We start from the raw sequence: 20,930 nt of genomic DNA, 5'->3' as shown, positions 1-20,930 counted from the left end.
CTATTGAAGGAGCTCCACTTGGCCGTTTCAATCAGAAATATTAGTGCGCCGGGTTACGGCGATGACCAGCCGACCAGAACCGACACGCGCGCCATGAGCGTTGCAACCGCGCTCTTTTTTATGGTGGGATTCCTCACCTGCCTGAACGACATCATCATCCCGCATCTCAAGAGCATCTTCGCGCTCAACTATGGGGAAGCCATGTCGGTGCAGCTCTCCTTCTTCACGTCCTACTTCGTCTTCAGTTACCCCGGCGGGGCTCTCGTCGACAAGTACGGATACAAGAAGACCATGGTCGTAGGCCTGCTGGTCATGGCCTGCGGGGCAATCGGCTTCATCCCCGCAGCGCACTTTGCGCTCTTCCCCATCTTTTTGACCGCACTCATTATCCTGGCCGCCGGCATGACCATCGTGCAGGTAGCTGTGAACCCCTACGTCACGGTCATTGGCCCGGTAGGCACCGCTTCCAGCCGTCTTAACCTGGCACAGGCCTTCAATTCGTTCGGGACCTTTATCGCTCCCCTGTTTGGCTCAATTCTCATTCTCGCCAGCGCTCCTGCTACGGTCACTCCTGAGCGTCTTCTCTCCATGACGGAGGTTGCGAGACAGGCCTATCGAGCCACTCAGGCCTCCACCGTACGTATGCCCTACATCGGGATAGCCCTCACGCTGGTGCTGCTTGCACTCGCTCTCGCCGCGATCAAACTGAAGACAACCACCGGCGTCTCGCAACATACGCAGGACTTTCGTCCCGGCGCTTTCGCGGAAGCCCTTTCGCGGCCAGACAGCATCTGGCACCACCCCTGGCTGCTCTTCGGTGCCGTCGGTATCTTCGTCTATGTCGGTGCGGAAGTCGCGATCGGCAGCCTTCTCGTCAATTACATGGGGCTGCCTCAGATAGCTGGGCTTCGCGAATCCACGGCTGCCTACTTCCTCATGGTCTATTGGGGTGGCGCAATGGTTGGCCGGTTTGTCGGCGCAGCCGTTCTCCAGAGGGTGAAAACAGGAATCGTACTCGGCGCTGCCGGCATCTGCGCGCTCATCCTCATCCTTGTCAGCATCAAGACGACCTACACCTCTGGCGTCTGGATTCACCCCGTTCATCTGCTGAGCTGGAGCTGGACCCTCACCGTTCCGAAGTCTGTTCCCATGTTTGCGATGCTGGCTATCGGTTTCTGCAACTCGATCATGTTTCCATCGATCTTTACCCTGGGTATTCAAGACCTGGGGCCGCTCACCAGCAAGGGATCGAGCCTGCTGATCGCGGCCATCGTGGGCGGCGCGCTGATTCCGAAAGCGACGGGTATGCTGGCAGATCACATGGGACTGCAGCCATCCTTCATCCTCCCAGCTATCTGCTACGTCTACATCGCCTGCTTTGGGATCGCGGCCATACGCCGCCCTATCGCAGCCAATAGCCTGCTTTCCGTCGAATAGGAACAGCTCGGCTAGAGCTCTGGATAGAAGTCGAAGAAGGCGTCGAGGCTATGCCGCAATTGAGCCTCGATGCTTTCCCGACTGCCCTCCAGGATGTGCATCGTGACCTGCGCTTCGTTGCCGTTCTTTAGTGCTATCGGTGCAGCCTGTACGCTTGCGACCTCGTCGGCTGGCAACAGCCGCATTCCGTAAACCAAAACTAAGTCAGCCATAGCTTCTATGGTACGCCGCAAGAAGCAGCAAACAGGAGGCAGGAAACAGCAAACAGTCTTTGCTATTTCCTGCCCTTGAACCCTTTCCGCTACCAGTACAATCAAACAAATATGTCTGACCAGAACACAGTACGCGATACCGTCATTCTCGGCTCCGGCTGCTCCGGACTTACTGCTGCCATCTACGCGGCGCGCTCCAACCTGAAGCCGCTTGTCCTGGAAGGCCATGAGCCCGGCGGGCAGCTCTCCATCACCACGCTGGTCGAGAACTTTCCCGGCTGGCCGGATGGCGTTCAGGGTCCCGAGCTCATTGAGAATATGAAGAAGCAGGCCGCCCGCTTTGGCGCAGAGATACGTATGGCCCACCTGACTTCCGTCGATCTGACAAAGTCGCCGTTCGAGCTGACCGTCGGCAAGGACATCATTCTGACGCGTTCGCTCATCATTGCTTCCGGTGCGAGCGCCCGCTGGCTGGGTCTTCCGAGCGAACAGGCGCTGATCGGTTTCGGCGTCAGCTCCTGTGCCACGTGCGATGGATTCTTCGCCTCCGGCAAGGAGATCGCCGTCATCGGCGGTGGCGATTCCGCGATGGAAGAGGCGCTGTTCCTTACACGCTTTGCGACCAAGGTTACGATCATCAATCGCAGCGAAAACTTCCGGGCCTCCAGAATCATGCTGGAGCGGGCTATCGCGCATCCGCAGATCGAGTTTCTGCATAACACCCTCGTCGAGGAAGCTATCGGCGTTGAAGAAAAGGACCTGAAGGGCCTTAAGCTGCAAAACCGGAAAACAGGCGAGCGCTGGACACTGCCCGTCTCCTTCATGTTCCTCGGCATCGGCCACATACCCAATGCGTCGATGTTCAAAGGCCAGATCGACCTCGACGGCGACGGCTACATCAAGACCGAACACAACGTCTTCTGCACCAACCAGGGCATCCAGTTGCACGGCGTTTATGCCTGTGGCGACGTGCAGGATCGTCGCTATCGCCAGGCCATTACGGCTGCGGGTACGGGCTGCATGGCGGCGCTGGAAGTGGAGAAGTATCTGGAAGAGTTGGGGCGGTAAGCTTTTCTCACCATCTTCTGACTTGAAGTGAAAAGGAGGGTACCTCGTTGGTTTAAGGGTATCCTCCTTTTTTGCAGCGCTATCGGGTGCGTTTGACATAGATCTGCGGCAGAATTTCTTCATTTTTTGCCCGAGCGCGGTTCGGGCGGTTATCAACCACGTAAATAGCTCATTCGAATGTCCTATTTACCCGCCGCCCTCACATATCCTAGGGGGATATGATACAAACGAACAAGCGAGAGCATTTCCTCTCGCAGGAGAACGAAATCCCTATGAGCATCGATTCCGCACAAGAGCCTCCTAGTACCCGGAGTTCTTTCCTGTGCTGCGATGAGCGCTCTGGAACCGGTTTTTAGACGGCTTCCTCACCGCTCGCACAGCATACGACCTGTGATTTGAGCGCGTGAGACGACGGCCCAACGGCCTACCCCACACCCTCCCGAACTGATGATCTGAGCTTGTGTTGTTTGTCTGCGCGTCCGCGTGCAGACCTCCATCGTGCTTGCCTGGATCGCGCAAGGAGGAACCATGAACACCAAAATTCTTGCTGCACGCAGGACGAATAAGCTCGTCCGTGTCTGGCGTACGACGGGTGACCTGAGAAGGCCCCTAGCCTGTGTCTGGGAGCAGGCCGACAGCCCCAGAGCTGGAGGTATGCGGCTATGCGCCTGATCGAGTCGGAAGTAGACCTCGTGGCCTCCACCCCAACCGCCCCGGCCACCCCCACGAATGCCATCCGCGTTCGCCGTCCGTGGCAGCGGAGCGTGCTCAGCTTCCTGGTGGCCTTTGGGCCGGGACTCATTGTGATGGAAGCCGACAACGACGCCGGCGCTGTGTCCACCTACATGCAGGCGGGAGGCCAGTACGGCCTGCACCTGCTGTGGACCCTGCTTCTGCTGCTGCCCATCTGCTACTTCGTGCAGGAGATGGTCGCGCGGCTGGGCATCGCTACCGGCAAGGGCCATGCCGCGATGATCTATGAGCGCTTCGGCAAGGCCTGGGGGCGCTTTTCGCTCTTTGACCTGCTGGCGGTCAACTTCCTGACCCTTATCACCGAGTTTGCGGCGATCTCACTGGCGATGAGCGGTATGGGGGTGGCTCCGGTCATCTCCGTACCGCTATCGGCTGTGGCGCTGATTGGGCTGGTGGCTACGGGGAGCTATCGCCGCTGGGAGCGCATTGTCATCGTTCTCTGCCTGCTTGATCTCACCTGGTTCGTCGCAGCGGCACTGTTGCATCCGATGTGGCACGAGGCTCTGACCCGCGCCTTTATCCCTTCCCTGCCGGCCAAGACCGGCATCACCGGCGACCTGGTCTTTCTGATCATCGCGATCGTTGGAACGACGATTGCACCGTGGCAGCTGTTCTTTCAGCAGAGCTGCGTCGCGGAAAAGCGGCTGCGTTTTGCCGACCTCAAGTGGGCGCGGCTCGACACGCTTATCGGAGCGATCTTCACCGTGTGTGTGGCCGGCGCGATGATGCTGGTCGGAGCCTTCGCCTACAACCACAGCATCCCCTTCACCGATCCCGCACAGCTCGCACGATCCATCGCTGCGGTGCTTCCACCTCGTACGGGAACCTTCATCCATCATGCGCTGCTGCTCCTGATGGTGAATGCCGCCGTGCTGGGAACGACGGCCATCTCGCTGGCAAGCGCGTGGGCGTATGGAGAGGTCGCCGGATGGGAGCACTCGCTGCATAAGAAGCCCAGCGAAGCTCCGGGGTTCTATGCCGTCTATGCGCTTTGCGTCTTCGCGGCCGCGGGCGTGGTGCTGGTTCCACATCTGCCGCTGCAGCTTGTGATTGTGAGCGTGCAGGTCTTCGCCGGGCTGATTCTTCCCTCGGCCATCATCTTTCTGCAGTTACTGCTCAACGACCGCGCTCTGCTGGGCGACCGCTGGGTCAACCGTCCTTGGAATAACTGGATCAACTGGACGATCGTCGCGATTCTGTTCGCGCTCTCCCTCGTTCTCGCAGCGCAGGTGCTGCTGCCCAACCTCTTTGCGTAATCAACCTTGAAAGGAGGCCATCATGGCCGCTCTCGCCACCCCTCCCACGTCCCTCGATACCGAACTCTATGTCATCCACCCACTCGACGACGTTCAGGAGCAGAAGTGCTCTACCGAAGGCCTCGGACCGATGGAACTTACACCTACCGTGCGCTTTTCGCTGCTTACGCTGCGGGTGTATCTCATCGCGATGACGGCGGTTGTTGTATATCGCACGCTTTCGCTGGCGCATGTTTTTGGGCATCATGCGCGTTGATGTTGTCTCATAAGTGAGAGTGCCGACGAGGACACGAAATGAGGGGGGTGCTCACGTAAGCGTGGTCTATCGTGCAGCTGAGATATACCGCCCCTTCAGGGCTCTCCCTTTTTTCTATCCGTAACCCAGGGTGGAGGCGACACGGCGAGCAAAGAACGCTCGCCAGCCGCCTCCACCCTTGATGCAGAGCGTGATCCAAATATTTGTGGCGCGCGCTTTGCGTCACCACCCTGGGCTGGTATATATCGCCCCTTTGGGGCTTGTACCCGTGGCCGTTTGAGTCTCTGCGCTCCATTTTGTGTTGATGTACTCACCGATCAGAAAGTAGAAGAGCGCACATTAACTCGCTACCTTGCGGCGGTCAGCTCTGCATATACCTGGCCTACAAAACGATCTCCACCAGTGGCTGGCTGGCCCACCTTGGCGTCGAACTCAGACGTTACATGTGCATCCAGAATCTCTTGTTGGGTCTTGCCCTGCTTGATCAGATCCGCCACACGATTGCGAACCGCGAGCACCAGGTCACGCTGCGCGATCACTGCCGCGCGGTCCGTGATCGGACCGTGCCCGGGAAGAATCTTCGTGTCCGGACCCGCCAGTGCAATGATCTGTCCTAGTCCATCCAGCAAGCCGCGCAGGCTGCCACCATTGATGCGGTCGATGTTCGGGTAACCTACCGAACGAAAGATGTCGCCAGCCTGCACGGCATCGGCCGGGGAGAAGCGTACGATGGTGTCGCCATCGGTGTGGGCGTGCAGAACGGGAATCAGGTGTGCCTCGTCTGTCCCCAGATGAAAGGTCACGGGCCCTTCATAGGTCACTACCGGCAGAGCTGCCGCAGGAGCTGGAACGCCGGGCGTCCCGTTGGCTGCCGGCGAGGGATGATTCAGACGATGGCGCAGCTCATCGCGCGAGAAGATCAGCACGCCCAGCTTTCCCAGATTCTCATTGCCACCCGTATGGTCGCCGTGCACGTGGGTGTTGACCAGGTAACGGATCGGTTCGTTCGAGATGGCGTGAACCGCTGCCATAATCTTGTCAGTGAGCGGCGCAAATTCAGAATCGACTAGAAGAATGCCGTCCGGCCCGACCAGAACACCGATCCTGCCGCCCGCACCGTCGAGAGCGTAAAGGTGGTCGCTGATCTTCGTAGTGACGATCGAAACCTTGCTGTAGTCCGGGGGTGTTGGCGCAGGGGCTTGTTGCGCTACAACGGCAGTCGACGAGAGAAGAGTAAGAGCAATGAGCTTAAGCATCGGTATTTTCCTTTTGATTGTTTTTTGAGGTGGCTAAGCATGCGAGGGTATCTCGCATAGACACACAGGTGAGTTATGCGTAGGACAAGCTCACCTGGATGTCGATCGGGCCTTGGTTGAATGAAGTTCAGGCAGAGACAGAAAAGCCCGCTGCCAGACAACAGGCGAGCGGGCTTTCTCGTAGCGCGGAAATCGCAGCTATAGATTCGCTAGAGACACATCTCCCCGTTCGCCATGACTTGAACAAGTCGGACAACATGAGAGAAGGATAAGCATTGCCGCTATCCTAGCGTTGATAGAAGGGCGCGTCAAGAAAGAGCTTGTGTCGAACGCAAAAGCCGCATAGCGATAGAAGCATTTTCAGGACTCTCTTTAGAGCATCGTTGCACACTAGAAAAAAGACAGGTCCCAGGGGCTGAAGCCCATTCCGTGGTTGCCCTTAATGTCCGGGCTAAAGCCCGGACCTATCTCAGAAGCAAAAGCAACGGCAGCAGCAGATTCCCTGCGGGAATGACAAAAAGAAAAGCAAAGACAGAAACAATCACGGCGACCATGGCAACCTGTTGAGCCATTTCCTCAAGGTGTAGCCTTTCTCTATGAGAAATGCTTTCCTCCCCGCTGGCCTTCTCCTTGCCCTTGGCGTCTCCAACCTCCATGCGCAGACGCAGAGTTCTCTGCTGGTTCTCTCGAAACACGATCACACGCTCTCTGTTGTTGATCCGTCCACGCTGCAGGTCACAGCGAAGGTCCCTGCAGGCAATGATCCGCATGAAGTCATCGCTTCTACCGACGGCACTATGGCCTATGTATCGAACTACGGCTTCGGAGCCTATAACACTCTCACGGTCGTCGACCTGACCACGGCCAAGTCACTGGGCACGATTGATCTCGGCGCGCTGCGCGGCCCCCATGGCCTTGCGTTCGCCGATGGCAAAGTCTGGTTCACTTCCGAGGTCGCCAAGTCTGTCGGGCGCTACGACCCGGCCACGCATACGGTCGACTTGATTCTCGGCACCGGCCAGAATCGCATCCACATGATCAACGTGTCCGCGGACACGCAACACATCGTCGCGACCAACGTGAATTCCGGCACGGTGAGCCTGATTGACAAGGAAGCGGTTCACACGCCGATGGGGCCGCCTCCGGGCGCGCCTAACGGATCAGGAGCCCCGCCGCCAGGCCCTCCGATGCCCCGCACCGATTGGAACGAAACCGTGGTCCCTGTCGGCCACGGCTCGGAGGGTTTTGACATCTCTCCCGATCGCAAGGAGATCTGGGTCGCCAACGCGCAGGATGGCACGGTGTCCATCATCGACTATGCCAGCAAGAAGGTCGTTCAAACACTGACTGCCAACGTATCGCGTGCGAATCGTCTCAAGTTCACACCTGATGGAAAGCGAGTTCTTATCTCCGCAGGTCCCGATCTCGTTATTCTCGATGCGGCTACGCGGGCGGAGATTAAACGGCTGCCTATTGGGCATGGCGGCGGTGGCGTCCTGGTTCAGCCGGATGGAGCTCGTGCTTTTGTCTCGTGCTCGCCTGACAACTATGTCGCGGTCATCGATCTTCATACTTTGGAAGTCGTCGGGCATCTTCAGGCGGGTGGTGAGCCTGATGGGCTTGCGTGGGCGATTCGTTCGCGATAGCAGAGTCAGAAGAAATGGAAAGATGGGCGGGAGCGATCGCCCTTTGGGCGATGCCCACCTTAGGCGCAAAGAACGCGCCGAAGATGGGACACCCGGATTTGTGGGATTCGTTCGGATTGGTATTGATTCAGATTGCTAGGCGTGCAACAAAAGCGGCGACCCGATTGGGTCGCCGCTTTTGTTGTTGGTAGGTACTTGCGTTCTAGTGGATGTCGAACTGCTCGGGGTGCAGGCTTGGATCGCTCTTGACGAGGATCGTCTTGCCCGACATCTCTTCCATCTCCTGCAGCCACTTGCCGCTGCCGGACTTCAACTGCTTTACGACCTCCGGGTTTACGCGCAGCATGATGTCGCCCTTGTCGAGATGCTTGTGCATCTTGCGCATCTCGATGTAGATGTCGTTGCACACCGTGACCGGCGACTTCACCATACCCGTGCCTGCGCAGATGCCGCAGGTCGTGGAGAGCGTACGCTCCAGCGATTGCTTCACGCGCTTGCGCGTAATCGCGACCAGACCGAAATCGTTGAACTGCAGCACCTTTGAGGGTGCGCGGTCCTTCTTCAACTCCTCTTCGAGCGCGGCCATCACCTTGTGGCGATTCTTGCGCTCGTCCATGTCGATGAAGTCGATGATGATGATGCCGCCCAGATCGCGCAGACGAATCTGGCGAACGATCTCGGGGATAGCGTCGAGGTTGGTCTTGACGATAGTGTCTTCCAGCCGCGCCGTCTTGCCGACGTACTTGCCGGTGTTGATGTCGATGGCGACCAGGGCCTCGGTCTGGTTGATCACGATCGATCCACCGGACTTGAGCCAGACCTTGGAGCGCAGCGCCTTGTTGATCTCCTCGGTAATGCCGAACTGCTCGAACAGCGGCGTGTCTTTGGTGTAGAGCTTGACGCGGCGAATGAGTGAGGGCTGGAAGCGCTGCAGGAAGCGCAGCACACGCTCGTACTCGGTCTCCGTGTCGACCCAGATGGCGGAGAAGTTGTCCGTCACCTGGTCGCGCAGGATGCGCTCGACGAGGTTGAGGTCGTGGTAGATCAGCGCCGGGCTCTTGGACGACTCAGACCGCTGCTTGATGTCCGCCCAGAGGTTCAGCAGGAAGCGCAGGTCGCTGCGGAGCTCTTCTTCGCTGGCACCTGAGGCGGCTGTGCGCACGATGAAGCCGCCGCTCGCGTCGCCCTTTTCCGAGAGCAGAATCTCTTTCAACCGGCGACGTTCGCCGTCGGAGTCAATCTTGCGCGAGACGCCTACGTGGTTCACCGTCGGCATGAAGACCAGGAAGCGGCCTGGAAGAGCGATGTGCGAGGTGATGCGCGCACCCTTCTTCGCGATAGGCTCCTTGGCGATCTGTACCAGAACTTCCTGGCCGGGCTTTAGAAGATCGCTGATCGCAGGCAGGTCAGTCGCCTGCACCGAGTGGCGGTTGGAACGGCCACCGCCACCGCCGAAGTTCGGCCTGGAGTTCCCTGTACTGCGCTTTTCGCGCCCGCCACGGTCTCCGCCCCGGTCACGATTGCCTCTGCGGCCATCGCGACGACCACTGCGGCGCTCGCCTTCGCGCAGTGCGGGTCTGGCTTCGCCCTCTTCACCAGTAGCAGAAGGTTCGTCGCCGATGGCGGTGTCCTCGAAGGCACCGGCCTCGGCGTACTCTTCCTCTTCGGCCTCGCTTACATCGCTGCCGGAGATCTCGTCTTCGGACTCAGACTCAAACTCGTCCTCGTCGATCTCTTCTTCGGAGATGTCAAAGCCGTCGAAGTCCTCATCCTCTTCGTCCAGCCCTGAGGGCTCAGAACGTGTGATGTGGTCGATCGACATCTCGCGCAACATGGTTCCGAGATCGGCTGCGCCTTCGAGCGTCTCTTCTTCCATGTCGTCGTCCACCGCACTTGTGTGCACGTGCGGGAACTCGCTCTCTTCGTCGTCCAGCAACTCTTCTTCAAGCTCGCCTTCGCCGGGGGCGAAGACCTGCGAGATCTCATGAGAGGCGGGAGTGAACTCGGCGTCGGCCAGATGCACCGACTGCACAGCCTGCTCGTGCTCGATGGGAGCTGCGGGATTCTCTGTAGCCTGCGGTGCAACCTCAGCGTGAACGGGTTCGGAGATCATCTCGCCGGTTGGCTGTACGGTGGTGAACTCGTGGACCGGCTCGGATTCAATTTCCTCGGGGAGCGTCGCGACGAACTCGGCATCGGAGTCAGGCGCGCTCTGGCGGAACTCGCTTGGCCCGGCGGGGTCGACGCGGTAGGACGCCGAAGCTTCCTCTCCCGGCTCGTACTCGGAGGTGGTCTCGTGGAACTCTTCAACGGTCTCGTGCAGCTCTTCCGCCGCTGCGACGACCGGCTCGTGCTGAGCCTCCGCTTCGAGCGGTGCGGAGTCGGTCTGGGGCTCGTAGGTTTGCAGCGACTCGTGCGCTTCGACCTTCTGCTCCTCCTCAAAAGCCTGAATCTCGTACGCAGGGGCGTCGTCGATGAGCGGCAGGATGGTCTCTTCCGGCTCGTGCTGCGAGGTCACTGCGGGCAGGACGGCTTCGGCTGGGTCAAGCTTGTGGCGTGGGCTCTCCGAGTGAACTTCGGTGCGGCCTCCCTGGCGCTGCTGATCGCGATCACGGCGGCGATCACGGCCGTTGCCTTCGCGTCCACCACGCTCGCTACGGTCTGCATGAGAGCTGTCGTGGCGGGTGTCTTGACGTGATTCCTGGCGCGGCTCTGAACTGCGGTCGCGATGCCGTGAGAGCGTCTCGCCCGGCAGAGTCGCGCCGCCATCCCAATCCAGCAGGGGCGCAACCTCGGTGGAGGGCTTGGGGATGATGACGTTGGGAGCTACTGTCGAGGTGCCGTGCGAAGCCGAAGCATCGCTGGAGGCATCTTCGCCACGACGGTATTTGGAGAGCGACTCGCCCGGGAGAATGATGGGTTCAATCGGCGCGCCGGCTTCGAGACCTTCGTCTTCGGAGGCACCACCACGGCCATTGCGCGGAGCAAAGCGCTCACGGAGAGGATCGTGACGTCCGCCACGATCCTCTCCGCGGCCGCGGCGTTCGCGGCCACCACTACGCTCTTCGCGTGAAACAACCAGTTCCGGAGGTGCTTCTACGAAGGGTTCGCGCTCGGGGGCATCAGCAGTAAGGGCATCGCCATTTTCACTGGAGCGCGCAACACCGCGCTGATCGTCGTTGCCACCACGTCCACGACGGCGTCCACGACGGCCGCGCCAGCGACGGCTGCCGTCGGCACCGGGAGCGCCTTCGCCCACTTCGCCGGCCTCATCCTCGCGCGGCGCTGCGACAAAATCTTCATCCTGCGACACCGGCTCGGCCGGAGCTGCGGCTCCTTCGCGGCGGGTACGATCTTTACGATCGCCACGGTCGTTGCGGTTTCCACGGTCGCGACGGCCTTCGCCTTCGGCGCGGGCCGGAGCTTCGGCAGCGGCCTCGGGAGAGGCTTCAGAACCTTCTTCGTCACGGCGGCCGCGTCCACGGCCCTCGCCGCGCTTTTCACCACGGCTGGAGCGTCCCTCAGCGGATTCAAAATCCGCGGAGTCGCCAGCCTCTTCCATGAAGTCGGTGATGTAGAGGAATGCGTCGCGCTCCAAGCCGATGTCCACAAAGCTGGACTGCATGCCCGGAAGGACACGCGTTACACGCCCGTTGTAGATGGAGCCAGCGAGGGTGTACTCGTTCTCGCGCTCGTAATAGATCTCTGTAAGCTCGTCTTTTTCGACGATGGCTAGCCGCGTCTCGTGCGGCGTGCTTGATATGTAAATTTCCTTCGACATTGCCCTGCTTTCTGCTCGCTCCGGCTCAAGGCCGAAGAGCGAACTGGCAGAACAGGCGAAGATCGCGCTAGAGAGAACTAAGCTGGAAAGCTGATTCGGGGCTTAGCTCGCTGCAGCAGCCTCCCTGGATGCGGACAGGAACTGAGTTGCGGAGACTGGGGCTGACTGCCGGTGTGTCCGGAGGCTGCGATCTGTGCGAGCGCGCCCTCCAACCGGCGTATCGTCCCGCTGGATGCGTGACTGCCGGCTTGTGCCGAGAGGAGATGTGTCCAGTGTTGTACCGCGTGCCTTGGGCTGGGTTCTATTGCCCTGACGCACAATGCTGCAAACAGAGTTTGTGGCCAACACAGCCTCGTACTGAGGCGGGGCCGTTAACCGTCCGTTTACATTCATTCTCAAAACCTGTCCGGCCATCGGAAGTTGATCCGTGCCTGGCCGGCCTTCTAAAAATCTTGGTGTGGCCGCTGCGCCGGGGAAAAAGTCGCATCCGTGCAGCGGTTGCTATACCCGTTTAACCCTGTGGTTAAACGTCTACCTATTAGTATGCACCAAAGTCGGGTGGCGTGCGGAGGCTAGTTTGCGGGTGGCAAACAAAGGCCTTTAATGCAGAGGGCGCCGCGGTTTCGCGGGGATCGCGACGGTATCCGTGGCGGCCTCCGCGAAACCTCGGCGCCCTCTGCATTAAAGATTTTCGCCAACTCTAGTTCACAAACCGGCGCATACGGATATTCATTACGATTCCCAGTGCCAGAAAGGTGAAGATGATCGATGAGCCGCCGTAGCTCATCAGCGGTAGCGGGATTCCGGTGACGGGCATGAACCCGACGCACATGCCGATGTTGATGGCCACCTGAAAGAGGATGACCGCCATTACGCCCATGATGATCAGCGTTCCGGGCGGATCGGCGGCGGTCTGGGCGTTCTGAATCAGCCGGACGAGGATGAGGAAGTACAGCAGCAGCACGCCGATGGCGCCTACGAATCCATGCTCCTCGCAGAAGGCCGCAAAGATGAAGTCCGTATAGGGAATCGGCAGAAAGTCACCCTGGGTCTGTGTGCCCTTGTTCGTTCCCTTGCCCCAGATGCCGCCCGACCCAACTGCGATCAACGACTGGCGAACCTGGTAGCCCGAGCCCTTGGGGTCGCTGTCCGGGTTGATAAACGCAGTCACGCGAGCCCGCTGATACGGCTTTAGCAGCTTGCCTGTGCTCCAGCCAATGCCGCCCACCACAACAACACTCAGCACAAGAATGGCGGCGTGCTTCCAGCGGATACCCCCGAGAAAGAGTCCCGCTACCAGGATGGGGAGATAGGTGAGCGAAGTGCCGAGATCGGGCTGCTTCAGGACCATGAACAAGGGAACGCCGATGAGCAAAAAAGCTTTGCCGATGTCGCCCCAGCGCAGGGTCCGGCCTTCGCCCACGCGCTCCCAGAAGAACCGCGCCATGACGAGGATGAGGATCAGCTTGACCCACTCCGACGGCTGAAAGTGAACGCCGCCGCCGAGGTTGATCCAGCGCCGGCCACCCAGTACCTTCTGCCCCACTACCCTGACGGCAATCAGCGATACGACGCCGACACCATAGGCCCAATATGCAATATCGAGCAACCGGTGGTAGTCGACCAGGGAGATGGCGAACATCAAAAGGAGGCCGACCAGGAGAAAGCCGATCTGCTTCTCCTGAAAGCCATGGAACTTGGTCATCGCGGTCGCCGACCGGATCTCAAACACACTGATGACGGAGAGCATGAGCACGAAGCCCAGCAGCACCCAGTCGAAGTCACGAAATCGCGCGCGAACCATTTAGGTTCCAGTGTAGCGGCATATCGTGGTGTGCTCAGCACGTGCGCTGTTTACCGAGGCTGTTCCTAGAGGGAGTCTCGCAAGCTTCTACTGCCCAGTCGGGGTCGCAGTCGCGGGTGCTGTTCCACCCGTACCTGCGGGCGTCGTCTCTTCGGGCTTGGCGGCTACCTTTTGCAGGTTTCCTGCCTTCATCCTCTGCTTGTTTACATAGGCATCGACGACCTGGGCGGCCAGCTTCGCGGAGTTTTTGCCCCAGTTGGCGTGTTCCCACAACACGGCAACGACGATGTCAGGGTTGCGCCGTGGCGCCATACCGACAAACCAGGCATTGGGTTCCGTCTTATGTCCGCCGCCACTGCGAGCCAAGGCAGCGTGACTCATCACCTGGGCCGTGCCCGTCTTGCCGGCAAAGTCCACCCCTTCAAGGCGCGCTTCAGCGGCCGTACCATTGCCCTGAATTGTCTGCGCCATCGCATCGGTGATGATCTGCCAGTTCTCCGGGGTTAAAGGTACGGTCTTATCACCCGAGCCTGGATAGGAACTCTGAACAGCGGACAACTCATCCGGCGTGATCTCGGACGGAAACACTACATGCGGACGGCGTAGCACTCCACCTGAAGCGATTCCACTGATGGCCCGTGCCAGTTGCAGTGGCGTGGCCTCAACAGCCCCCTGTCCAATACCTACGGAAACAACTTCGCCGGGATACCACGGCTGGTGCTGCGTCTTCAGCTTCCAAAGCTGCGACGGCATAATGCCCGCCTGCTCATCAGGAAGGTCGATCCCGGTCTTCTCACCGATACCCACACTGCTCCCATAACGCGCAATGGTATCGATGCCCAGCTTGGCAGCAAGGGTGTAATAAAATGTGTCACACGACCACGGAATCGCGTTCTGGATGTCGACCATGCCGTGATGCCGGTCGCATGCATGAAACTGGCCAAAGAAGACACCGCCGCCGTTGCACATCACATGCATAGTCTGTGCGACGTTCTCCTGCAGGCCCGCGAGCGACATGATGATCTTGAACGTCGAACCCGGCGCGAGCTGTGCCTGGATCGTCTTGTTCATCATCGGGTGATCCTGGTCGTCCATGATGGACTGCCAATAGGCTTTCGAGAGACGTACGGAAAATTGGTTCGGGTCGAAGGTGGGCCGCGATGCCATCGCGAGGATCTCGCCGGTGTGCGGGTCCATCGCGACGATGGCGCCGATCTTGCCTTCGAGCGCCTTCTCCGCCGCCATCTGGACATCGAGGTCAATCGTCAGCCGCAGGTCCTGGCCGGGTTGCGCGAGCTCCTGGCCCCTCACGCCAACTTCTTTGCCGTGCGAGTTCACGATCATGTCGCGAGAGCCGTCTACGCCACGCAGCACCTCGTCGTACGTCTCTTCAACGCCGAACTTGCCTACTACATCACCCGGCGAATAGGCCGCATAGCGCGACTGGTTCAGGTCGTTTTCGCTGACCTCACCGACATAGCCGATCAGGTGTGCGGCAAAGCCGTCGCGCGGATACAGACGCCGCTGCTCATCGAGTGTCTCCAGCTCCGGCAGCTCGTTGCGATGGGCCTCGATGAACGCCTGCTCGTCGGGGGTGATGTCCTGCTTAATGGGGATCGGCTGATACTTCGGGGTGAGTTGAAAGTGTTTGATGGTCGCTTGTATCTGTTCGACCGTCAGGTGCAGGCCGTTAGCAATCTGGGGCAGATCGGCGTCAAGATTCTTCTGCTCGCGCACGAGATAGCAAGTCACCGACGGATAGTTGTCGACGATGATGCGGCCTTCGCGGTCGAAGATGCGGCCTCGCGGCGCGAGTACCGGGACCTTGCGAATACGGTTTTCCTCGGCCAGCACACGCCAGTTCGTCCCTCCAAGCACCTGCAACCGCCAGAGCCCAACGCCGAGTACGAACAGGATCAGCGCAACGATGTACTGCGTCGCGTGCAGCTTGACTGGCGAGAGCTTTTCTTCGCGATCGATGTTGGCGTTGTCCATGGCTTCAGTGCCCCTGTGGATTTATCTTACTGCCGGTAAATGTGCGGTGTGGCATGTTGTTCTTGGTTTTTCTGGTTGTCATTCCGAGCACAGCGAGCGAACCTGCTTTCTCCCGTTCTCTCAAGTGCTATGCGGCAATGCAAACTATGGACTTCCAGTTCTGGACTGCACGCTTTCTGGGAGCTGCGAACGAAAAACGGGAGACAGCAGGTTCGCTCGGCTGAGCCTCGGAATGACAAACCAGAAAGGCAAGAACAAAAGCAACGGCCTGATTCAGCCCTATTCCCGCGTTCTAAACCGGTCGAGCATATAGAACATCGGAATGGCTACTACCGTGTTGGACGCTGCGCGAATCAACTCGTGAACCGGCAACAGACGTACGGTCGGGTCGCCCAGCAGCCATCGCGCAATGAGGTACAGCAACCCACTCTGCAGCAGGCTGAAGCAGAAGTTTAGTGCAATACGGTTCACCAGGTTTTCGACATCTACCGCGAACCCGATGCTTGCGGCGATGTAGCCGATAATCCCCTTCGCGATGCCATTCACGCCAAAGGGGTGGTTCGTAAGGCCGTCCTGGAAGAGGCCAATCAGCGTTCCCGTTACCGTTCCAGCGATCTGACTGCGCCGCGCGACGGAGAAGAAGATCACCGCGATCAGTGGCAGATCGAGGACCGCGAGGCGGGGAAACGTCTTGGGCAGCACCACCTGGAGCAGGATGCACACGACCGGCACCAGCAGCGTAACCGCCGGATGGAAGCCATACTGATCAAGTTCGCGTCGGGATGTGTAACTGTGTTCGGCCATTCGTGGGGTTTCGAGTCTTGAGGATACCTTGCAAGCTTATCGATCAGGGTTGAGGGGGCGTTGCTGGTGCTCCGGGCTTCAAATCCTCTGCCGAGGGCGTCGTGCCCGGTGAGTAGCGATCAGGATGGAGCGTCGGCTGCGGCCTGGGCAGGCCTGAGTTCGGAACGCCCGGCACACCGCCGATCTGGTCTGGAGGTTTCGGAGTGTCTCCTGGTTTCGCGTTGTCCGTATCTTCTTTTTTCAGGCTTGGCAGCTTTTCGGCGATGAGGTCAGCGGCACGTTTATTCTCTTCCGCCGCCGCACCGGCAATCGCTGCATCCTGCTGCGCGGCGGCCGGCATGGTGCTGCTTGTCCCGGTGATGATCAGCACCTCTTCCAGCCGCAGGAGGTTTGCTGCCGGATGGACCACGATGGCGGTATAGGGCTGGTGCAGTGGGTCAGGGGCGATCGACTCGATCACGCCGACCGGCAGGCCGCGCGGATACACCAGATCGCCGCCGGAGGTAAAGACCTTCTCGCCGGGCTTGATACGCGAGTCCGGCGTCAGATTGTTGATCTGCACGCTGCCCGTCGCGGTTCCGCGCAGAATACCCCGAATCCGCGTCGACTCCAGGAGGACGCCCGCGCCAGAAGTCGGGTCGTTCAGCAGAAGCAGTTGCGCAGTGTGCGGAAATACGTCGCGCAGTTTGCCTACGACGCCATCCGGCGTGATCACGGCCTGTCCCGGCTTGAGCCCCTCATCCAAACCCTTATCCAAATACAGCAGGCCAGAGTGGTCCGCTCCGCTAGTGCCAATTACCTGTGCCGCCACGGTGCTCGTAATGTACTGCTGTTTGAAGGCAAGCAGGGCCTGCAGACGTCGTCCCTGCGCGGCATCTTCGGCAAACGAGGCCTGCTCCAGCCGCAGCCGCGCAATCTCAAGCTGCGCTGCCTGACTCTGTTCCCGCGCGTGCCGCAGGTCGATGTAGCTCGACCATAGATGCCGCACGTTCAGGCTCGATCCGTGGATGACGCGCTCGAATGGCGTGACGACGGCAACGGTCCAATAGCGCAAAAGCGACGTCTTCTTTCCGTCGGGGCCGGTAGGGCCATTGCTCGTCCGCGAAGGCTGCACCTGGATCGCCAGCCCTATCGTCTGGGCGAGCACGATGGCGATCAGTACCAGCGGGTTTTTGAAACGTACGAAGAAAGAGTCCATCGGAGGCTTATCCGCTTCATTATTTCATCGAAGACGGAGATGGGCTGATGGCAATTCGGGTGCCCCGTCTTCGGCGCGTTTTTTGCTCCCCTTCCGCTGCTACCATCGAACCCGTGCCGCTGGAACTCTCAACGCCGGTCAAATACATCAAGCGCATCGGCGAGCGCGTAGCCGCCAATTTGGCTGAGCGCGGCATCGAAACCGTCGAAGACCTGCTCTACCACCTGCCATTTCGCTACGAAGACCGCCTGCATCCCAAACCACTCTCCGGCTACCAGCCTGGTGACATGGCTAGTCTCATCGGGGAGGTGCGCGGGACAGTGCTGCTCCGCACGCGCTCCGCTCCTATCTTTGAGATGACCGTTGGGATCAAGCCCCCTCCTGCGGACAGCGAAGCGGCCATGTCCGGGCTACTGCGGCCACCACCGGCCGTGCTCGAGACCGTAAAGTGCATGTGGTTCCACGGAACCTACCTGCGCGATAAATTTCGGCCGGGACAGATGATCGCGCTCTACGGCAAGCTGGAAGGCTCACGCAGCGGCAATGCGCTGCATGCACCACTCGGCTCGACGCAGTTCAAGATGATTCAGCCCACCTTCGAGATCCTCCCCGACGCCAGCGCTACGGGCGAGGACGCTGAGTTCACCATGCTGGAGATGGGCCGCATCGTTCCTGTCTATGAGTCGCTCGGCGGCAAGACACCCTGGGGGGCCAAGTTGACCTCGCGCTGGCTGCGCCGCGTGATGTGGACCGTCTTCCGCGAGTTGACAGAATCGGACTCGAAGGCCGACGAGACGCTGCCCCACGCCCTGCGCCAGCGCTTGGTCATGCCGGGCCGCATGGAGGCCCTGCAGGCACTGCACTTCCCTCCTGCCGGCACGCCGATGACCGAGCTGATGTCGGCGCGAACGCCCGCGCATCGCCGCCTCATCTTTGAGGAGTTCTGGTATCTGGAGCTGGGGCTCGAACTGAAGCGCCGCAAGCTGCGCACTCGAGCCGGCACGGCCTTCGTGACGGACGAGAAAGTCCGCGAAGCCCTCAAGCAGGTACTGCCGTTCAAGCCCACTACCGCGCAGAAACGTGTGCTCGGCGAGATCGTAGCCGACATGCGCGCTACGCGTCCTATGCGGCGCCTTCTGCAAGGCGACGTCGGCTCGGGCAAGACCATCGTTGCGTTACAGGCTGCGCTGGTTGCCATTGAAAACGGCTATCAGGCAGCGATGATGGCTCCAACGGAGATCCTTGCGACGCAGCACTATCTCTCCGCACGCAAGCTGCTGGCCGATGCCCTCTCTCCGCGCACCGGCCGTCCCTATCGCGTCGCGCTGCTCACAGGTTCGCTCGACGAACGCTCCAAGCGCGACGCTCGCGGACGCATCTTTCGCGGAGAGATCGACCTTGCCATCGGCACGCATGCGCTGGTCGAGGAAAAGGTCGACTTCGAGAACCTCGGCCTGGTCATCGTCGATGAGCAGCACCGCTTCGGCGTGCAGCAGCGCTTCAAGCTCATGCGCAAACCCGGCGCCAATGGCGTCGCTACCGAACCCGATGTGCTGGTCATGACCGCTACGCCGATCCCCCGCACGCTTGCGCTCACGGTATACGGCGATCTCGAAGTCAGCGTTATCGACGAGTTACCGCCAGGCCGTACCCCCATCGTTACCCGGCGTATGCCGGAAGAGCGTTCGGCTGAGGTGTGGGACTTCGTTCGCAAACAGATCGTGGCAGGGCGACAGGCATACATCGTCTATCCAGTTATAGAAGGCGAGAAAGACGACCAGCCAGAGTTGGACTTTGCGCAGGATAGTAGCGAGGCAGCGAGTCAGCAAGTTAGCGAGTCAGCGGATTTAGGGGTGAAGCGGAAGGATAGTAAGAAAGGCAGCGGTGTGCGCAAGCCGCCGGCTCGTGTGAAGCTTCGCTCCGCTACCGAGATGTTTGAAGAACTTAGCGGCGGCGCACTCAGCGGGTTGAAACTCGGTCTGCTCCACGGGCGTATGTCTGCCGACGACAAAGAGGTCACCATGGCCCGCTTCAAACGCGGAGAGATCGATGTGCTGGTCTCGACCACCGTAATCGAGGTCGGCGTCGATGTGCCCAATGCCACGGTCATGGTGATCGAGCACGCCGAGCGCTTCGGACTTGCGCAGATGCATCAGCTTCGCGGGCGCGTTGGACGCGGCGCTGCCAAGAGCTACTGCGTCCTGCTCACCGGCAGTTCCATCTCTCCTGAAGCCGAGCAGCGTCTAGATGCGATGGTGCGCACGCAGAACGGTTTTGAACTGGCCGAGTTAGACCTGGAGCAGCGCGGCCCCGGCGAGTTCTTTGGCACACGCCAGACAGGCCTGCCTGAGTTCCATGTCGCCAACTTAGCTCGCGACCGAGAACTTCTCGAACTGGCGAAGTCCGAGGCAGCGCATTTCGTCGAAGTCCCCGATCCAGATATCCCTCGAGCGGAGATCAATGCCGTCTGGAGTCGTTTGAAGCAGCAGTGGCAGCGGCGATATGGGTTAGTTGAGGCGTAGATAACGAAAGCGGGCAGAGCACATAGCCACACCCATTTAGACAGGTACTTGTATAATCAGGCATGGGCGCAAGCAAGCCTTTGGAGTTCCTGGGCAGCAGCCGTGACGACCTTCGCAAGTTTCCGACAGAGGTTCGCCGCGCTATTGGCGCAGAGTTGCTACGCGTGCAACTGGGTGTCATGCCCACCGATTTCAAGCCCATGCCAACCGTCGGCAAAGGCGTTTATGAGATACGTGTCCGTCTGGACGGCGCATGGCGCGTCTTCCACGTAGCCAAGTTCGATGCCGCCGTTTATGTGCTGCACGCCTTTCAAAAGAAGACGCAACAGACGCCCAAAGAAGATATCGATCTCGCAGCTAAGCGCTACAGAATGATTGGAGACTGAATCATGAAAAAGACAATCCGTGGAAGGGACGAGACCCGAATCACCCCAAGCAGTGGCAACGTATTTGTCGATTTGGGCTTTGACGAAGCCGAAGCCGAGATCATGACTATGCGCGTCGATCTGATGGTCAGCCTGGAAAAGCACATTGTCGCGCAGGGCTGGACACAGGCCGAGGCGGCCAAACGGCTGGGCATTACTCAGCCTCGTGTCTCCAAGCTTAAAAAGGGAGCGTGGCAAGAGTTCAGCCTGGACATGCTGCTGACGCTGGCTGCACGCGCGGGTCTTCACCCAGAGTTGCGGCTGGCCGCTTAGAGCATTTTCGGCAGTACAAACACCCATGAAATCCAGGGGTTTCTAGACGCAAAGCGCGCCACAAACATTTGCATCGCGCTCTGCATCAAGGGGTTTCTCCGCTCCCGTTGGTCGGTCGAAATGACAGTCATTGGGGTAGGTCGAGAAGAGCTACATCACACTATTCGTGAAATGCCCTAGGCGGTATCCACATATAGACTTTGCAAGTTTTGTAGAAGCTGATGCAGTTGAAATGTGGCGAGTC

At 59.7% G+C, this 20,930-nt stretch carries 15 protein-coding genes; 8 read left to right on the top strand and 7 right to left on the bottom strand.

Features of this window, described 5'->3' with window-relative positions; genetic code table 11:
* Positions 1-18 precede the first annotated feature (18 nt).
* Positions 19-1,437 (top strand): sugar MFS transporter, encoded by a 1,419-nt coding sequence (locus GSQ91_RS04720; RefSeq protein ID WP_158820115.1) that lies wholly within the window; start codon positions 19-21, stop codon positions 1,435-1,437.
* An 11-nt stretch (positions 1,438-1,448) separates the two neighbouring features.
* Here GSQ91_RS04720 and GSQ91_RS04715 read toward each other — a convergent pair whose 3' ends face one another.
* A complete protein-coding gene (locus tag GSQ91_RS04715) occupies positions 1,449-1,649 on the bottom strand; it encodes an allantoinase (protein WP_158820114.1) in 201 nt (66 codons plus the stop codon).
* Positions 1,650-1,760: 111 nt separating this feature from the next.
* Between GSQ91_RS04715 and trxB the strand changes: the two genes are divergently transcribed.
* From trxB to GSQ91_RS04700, 3 genes are all read left to right on the top strand, one after another.
* Positions 1,761-2,717 (top strand): thioredoxin-disulfide reductase, encoded by a 957-nt coding sequence (trxB, locus tag GSQ91_RS04710; RefSeq protein ID WP_158820113.1) that lies wholly within the window; start codon positions 1,761-1,763, stop codon positions 2,715-2,717.
* A gap of 662 nt (positions 2,718-3,379) precedes the next feature.
* The gene (locus GSQ91_RS04705; RefSeq protein WP_158820112.1) at positions 3,380-4,726 is read left to right on the top strand and encodes an Nramp family divalent metal transporter; all 1,347 of its coding nucleotides are present in this window, start codon (positions 3,380-3,382) and stop codon (positions 4,724-4,726) included.
* Between the two features lie 22 nt (positions 4,727-4,748).
* Positions 4,749-4,982, top strand: coding sequence for a hypothetical protein (locus GSQ91_RS04700; protein ID WP_158820111.1), 234 nt, complete (start codon positions 4,749-4,751; stop codon positions 4,980-4,982).
* Between the two features lie 347 nt (positions 4,983-5,329).
* Here GSQ91_RS04700 and GSQ91_RS04695 read toward each other — a convergent pair whose 3' ends face one another.
* A complete protein-coding gene (locus GSQ91_RS04695; RefSeq protein WP_158820110.1) occupies positions 5,330-6,238 on the bottom strand; it encodes an MBL fold metallo-hydrolase in 909 nt (302 codons plus the stop codon).
* A 596-nt stretch (positions 6,239-6,834) separates the two neighbouring features.
* Here GSQ91_RS04695 and GSQ91_RS04690 point away from each other — a divergent pair.
* Positions 6,835-7,884, top strand: a complete 1,050-nt coding sequence (locus GSQ91_RS04690; protein WP_158820109.1) for a YncE family protein — start codon at positions 6,835-6,837, stop codon at positions 7,882-7,884.
* Between the two features lie 202 nt (positions 7,885-8,086).
* Here GSQ91_RS04690 and GSQ91_RS04685 read toward each other — a convergent pair whose 3' ends face one another.
* From GSQ91_RS04685 to mreC, 5 genes are all read right to left on the bottom strand, one after another.
* Positions 8,087-11,665: an Rne/Rng family ribonuclease gene (locus GSQ91_RS04685; protein WP_158820108.1), complete on the bottom strand. Its 3,579-nt coding sequence runs from the start codon at positions 11,663-11,665 to the stop codon at positions 8,087-8,089.
* A gap of 700 nt (positions 11,666-12,365) precedes the next feature.
* A complete protein-coding gene (gene rodA / locus GSQ91_RS04680; RefSeq protein ID WP_158820107.1) occupies positions 12,366-13,469 on the bottom strand; it encodes a rod shape-determining protein RodA in 1,104 nt (367 codons plus the stop codon).
* Between the two features lie 87 nt (positions 13,470-13,556).
* Positions 13,557-15,464, bottom strand: coding sequence for a penicillin-binding protein 2 (mrdA, locus tag GSQ91_RS04675; RefSeq protein WP_158820106.1), 1,908 nt, complete (start codon positions 15,462-15,464; stop codon positions 13,557-13,559).
* A gap of 279 nt (positions 15,465-15,743) precedes the next feature.
* A complete protein-coding gene (mreD, locus tag GSQ91_RS04670; RefSeq protein WP_158820105.1) occupies positions 15,744-16,268 on the bottom strand; it encodes a rod shape-determining protein MreD in 525 nt (174 codons plus the stop codon).
* A gap of 43 nt (positions 16,269-16,311) precedes the next feature.
* Complete coding sequence (gene mreC / locus GSQ91_RS04665; RefSeq protein ID WP_158820104.1) at positions 16,312-17,466, bottom strand: rod shape-determining protein MreC; 1,155 nt, start codon at positions 17,464-17,466, stop codon at positions 16,312-16,314.
* Positions 17,467-17,513: 47 nt separating this feature from the next.
* Here mreC and recG point away from each other — a divergent pair, with 47 nt between their 5' ends.
* The 3 genes from recG (at position 17,514) to GSQ91_RS04650 (ending at position 20,686) form a co-directional block, all read left to right on the top strand.
* Positions 17,514-19,988 (top strand): ATP-dependent DNA helicase RecG, encoded by a 2,475-nt coding sequence (recG, locus tag GSQ91_RS04660; protein WP_254064361.1) that lies wholly within the window; start codon positions 17,514-17,516, stop codon positions 19,986-19,988.
* Positions 19,989-20,050: 62 nt separating this feature from the next.
* Complete coding sequence (locus tag GSQ91_RS04655; protein ID WP_158820103.1) at positions 20,051-20,374, top strand: type II toxin-antitoxin system RelE/ParE family toxin; 324 nt, start codon at positions 20,051-20,053, stop codon at positions 20,372-20,374.
* Between the two features lie 3 nt (positions 20,375-20,377).
* Entirely contained in the window at positions 20,378-20,686 is a 309-nt protein-coding gene (locus GSQ91_RS04650; protein WP_158820102.1) for a helix-turn-helix domain-containing protein, read from the top strand.
* The last annotated feature ends 244 nt before the right edge of the window (positions 20,687-20,930 follow it).

The sequence above is a fragment of the Granulicella sp. S156 genome, assembly GCF_009766105.1.
In the GTDB taxonomy this organism is placed as follows: Bacteria; Acidobacteriota; Terriglobia; order Terriglobales; family Acidobacteriaceae; genus Granulicella.
This window is presented reverse-complemented; position numbering and strand designations above follow the sequence as displayed.

What these genes read in the sequence shown, in the direction of transcription:
- GSQ91_RS04715 (WP_158820114.1), bottom strand. Translation starts at nt 1,649, where the DNA reads ATGGCTGACTTAGTTTTGGTTTACGGAATGCGGCTGTTGCCAGCCGAC.
- trxB (WP_158820113.1), top strand. Translation starts at nt 1,761, where the DNA reads ATGTCTGACCAGAACACAGTACGCGATACCGTCATTCTCGGCTCCGGC.
- GSQ91_RS04705 (WP_158820112.1), top strand. Translation starts at nt 3,380, where the DNA reads ATGCGCCTGATCGAGTCGGAAGTAGACCTCGTGGCCTCCACCCCAACC.
- GSQ91_RS04700 (WP_158820111.1), top strand. Translation starts at nt 4,749, where the DNA reads ATGGCCGCTCTCGCCACCCCTCCCACGTCCCTCGATACCGAACTCTAT.
- GSQ91_RS04695 (WP_158820110.1), bottom strand. Translation starts at nt 6,238, where the DNA reads ATGCTTAAGCTCATTGCTCTTACTCTTCTCTCGTCGACTGCCGTTGTA.
- GSQ91_RS04690 (WP_158820109.1), top strand. Translation starts at nt 6,835, where the DNA reads ATGAGAAATGCTTTCCTCCCCGCTGGCCTTCTCCTTGCCCTTGGCGTC.
- GSQ91_RS04685 (WP_158820108.1), bottom strand. Translation starts at nt 11,665, where the DNA reads ATGTCGAAGGAAATTTACATATCAAGCACGCCGCACGAGACGCGGCTA.
- rodA (WP_158820107.1), bottom strand. Translation starts at nt 13,469, where the DNA reads ATGGTTCGCGCGCGATTTCGTGACTTCGACTGGGTGCTGCTGGGCTTC.
- mrdA (WP_158820106.1), bottom strand. Translation starts at nt 15,464, where the DNA reads ATGGACAACGCCAACATCGATCGCGAAGAAAAGCTCTCGCCAGTCAAG.
- mreD (WP_158820105.1), bottom strand. Translation starts at nt 16,268, where the DNA reads ATGGCCGAACACAGTTACACATCCCGACGCGAACTTGATCAGTATGGC.
- mreC (WP_158820104.1), bottom strand. Translation starts at nt 17,466, where the DNA reads ATGGACTCTTTCTTCGTACGTTTCAAAAACCCGCTGGTACTGATCGCC.
- recG (WP_254064361.1), top strand. Translation starts at nt 17,514, where the DNA reads ATGGCAATTCGGGTGCCCCGTCTTCGGCGCGTTTTTTGCTCCCCTTCC.
- GSQ91_RS04655 (WP_158820103.1), top strand. Translation starts at nt 20,051, where the DNA reads ATGGGCGCAAGCAAGCCTTTGGAGTTCCTGGGCAGCAGCCGTGACGAC.
- GSQ91_RS04650 (WP_158820102.1), top strand. Translation starts at nt 20,378, where the DNA reads ATGAAAAAGACAATCCGTGGAAGGGACGAGACCCGAATCACCCCAAGC.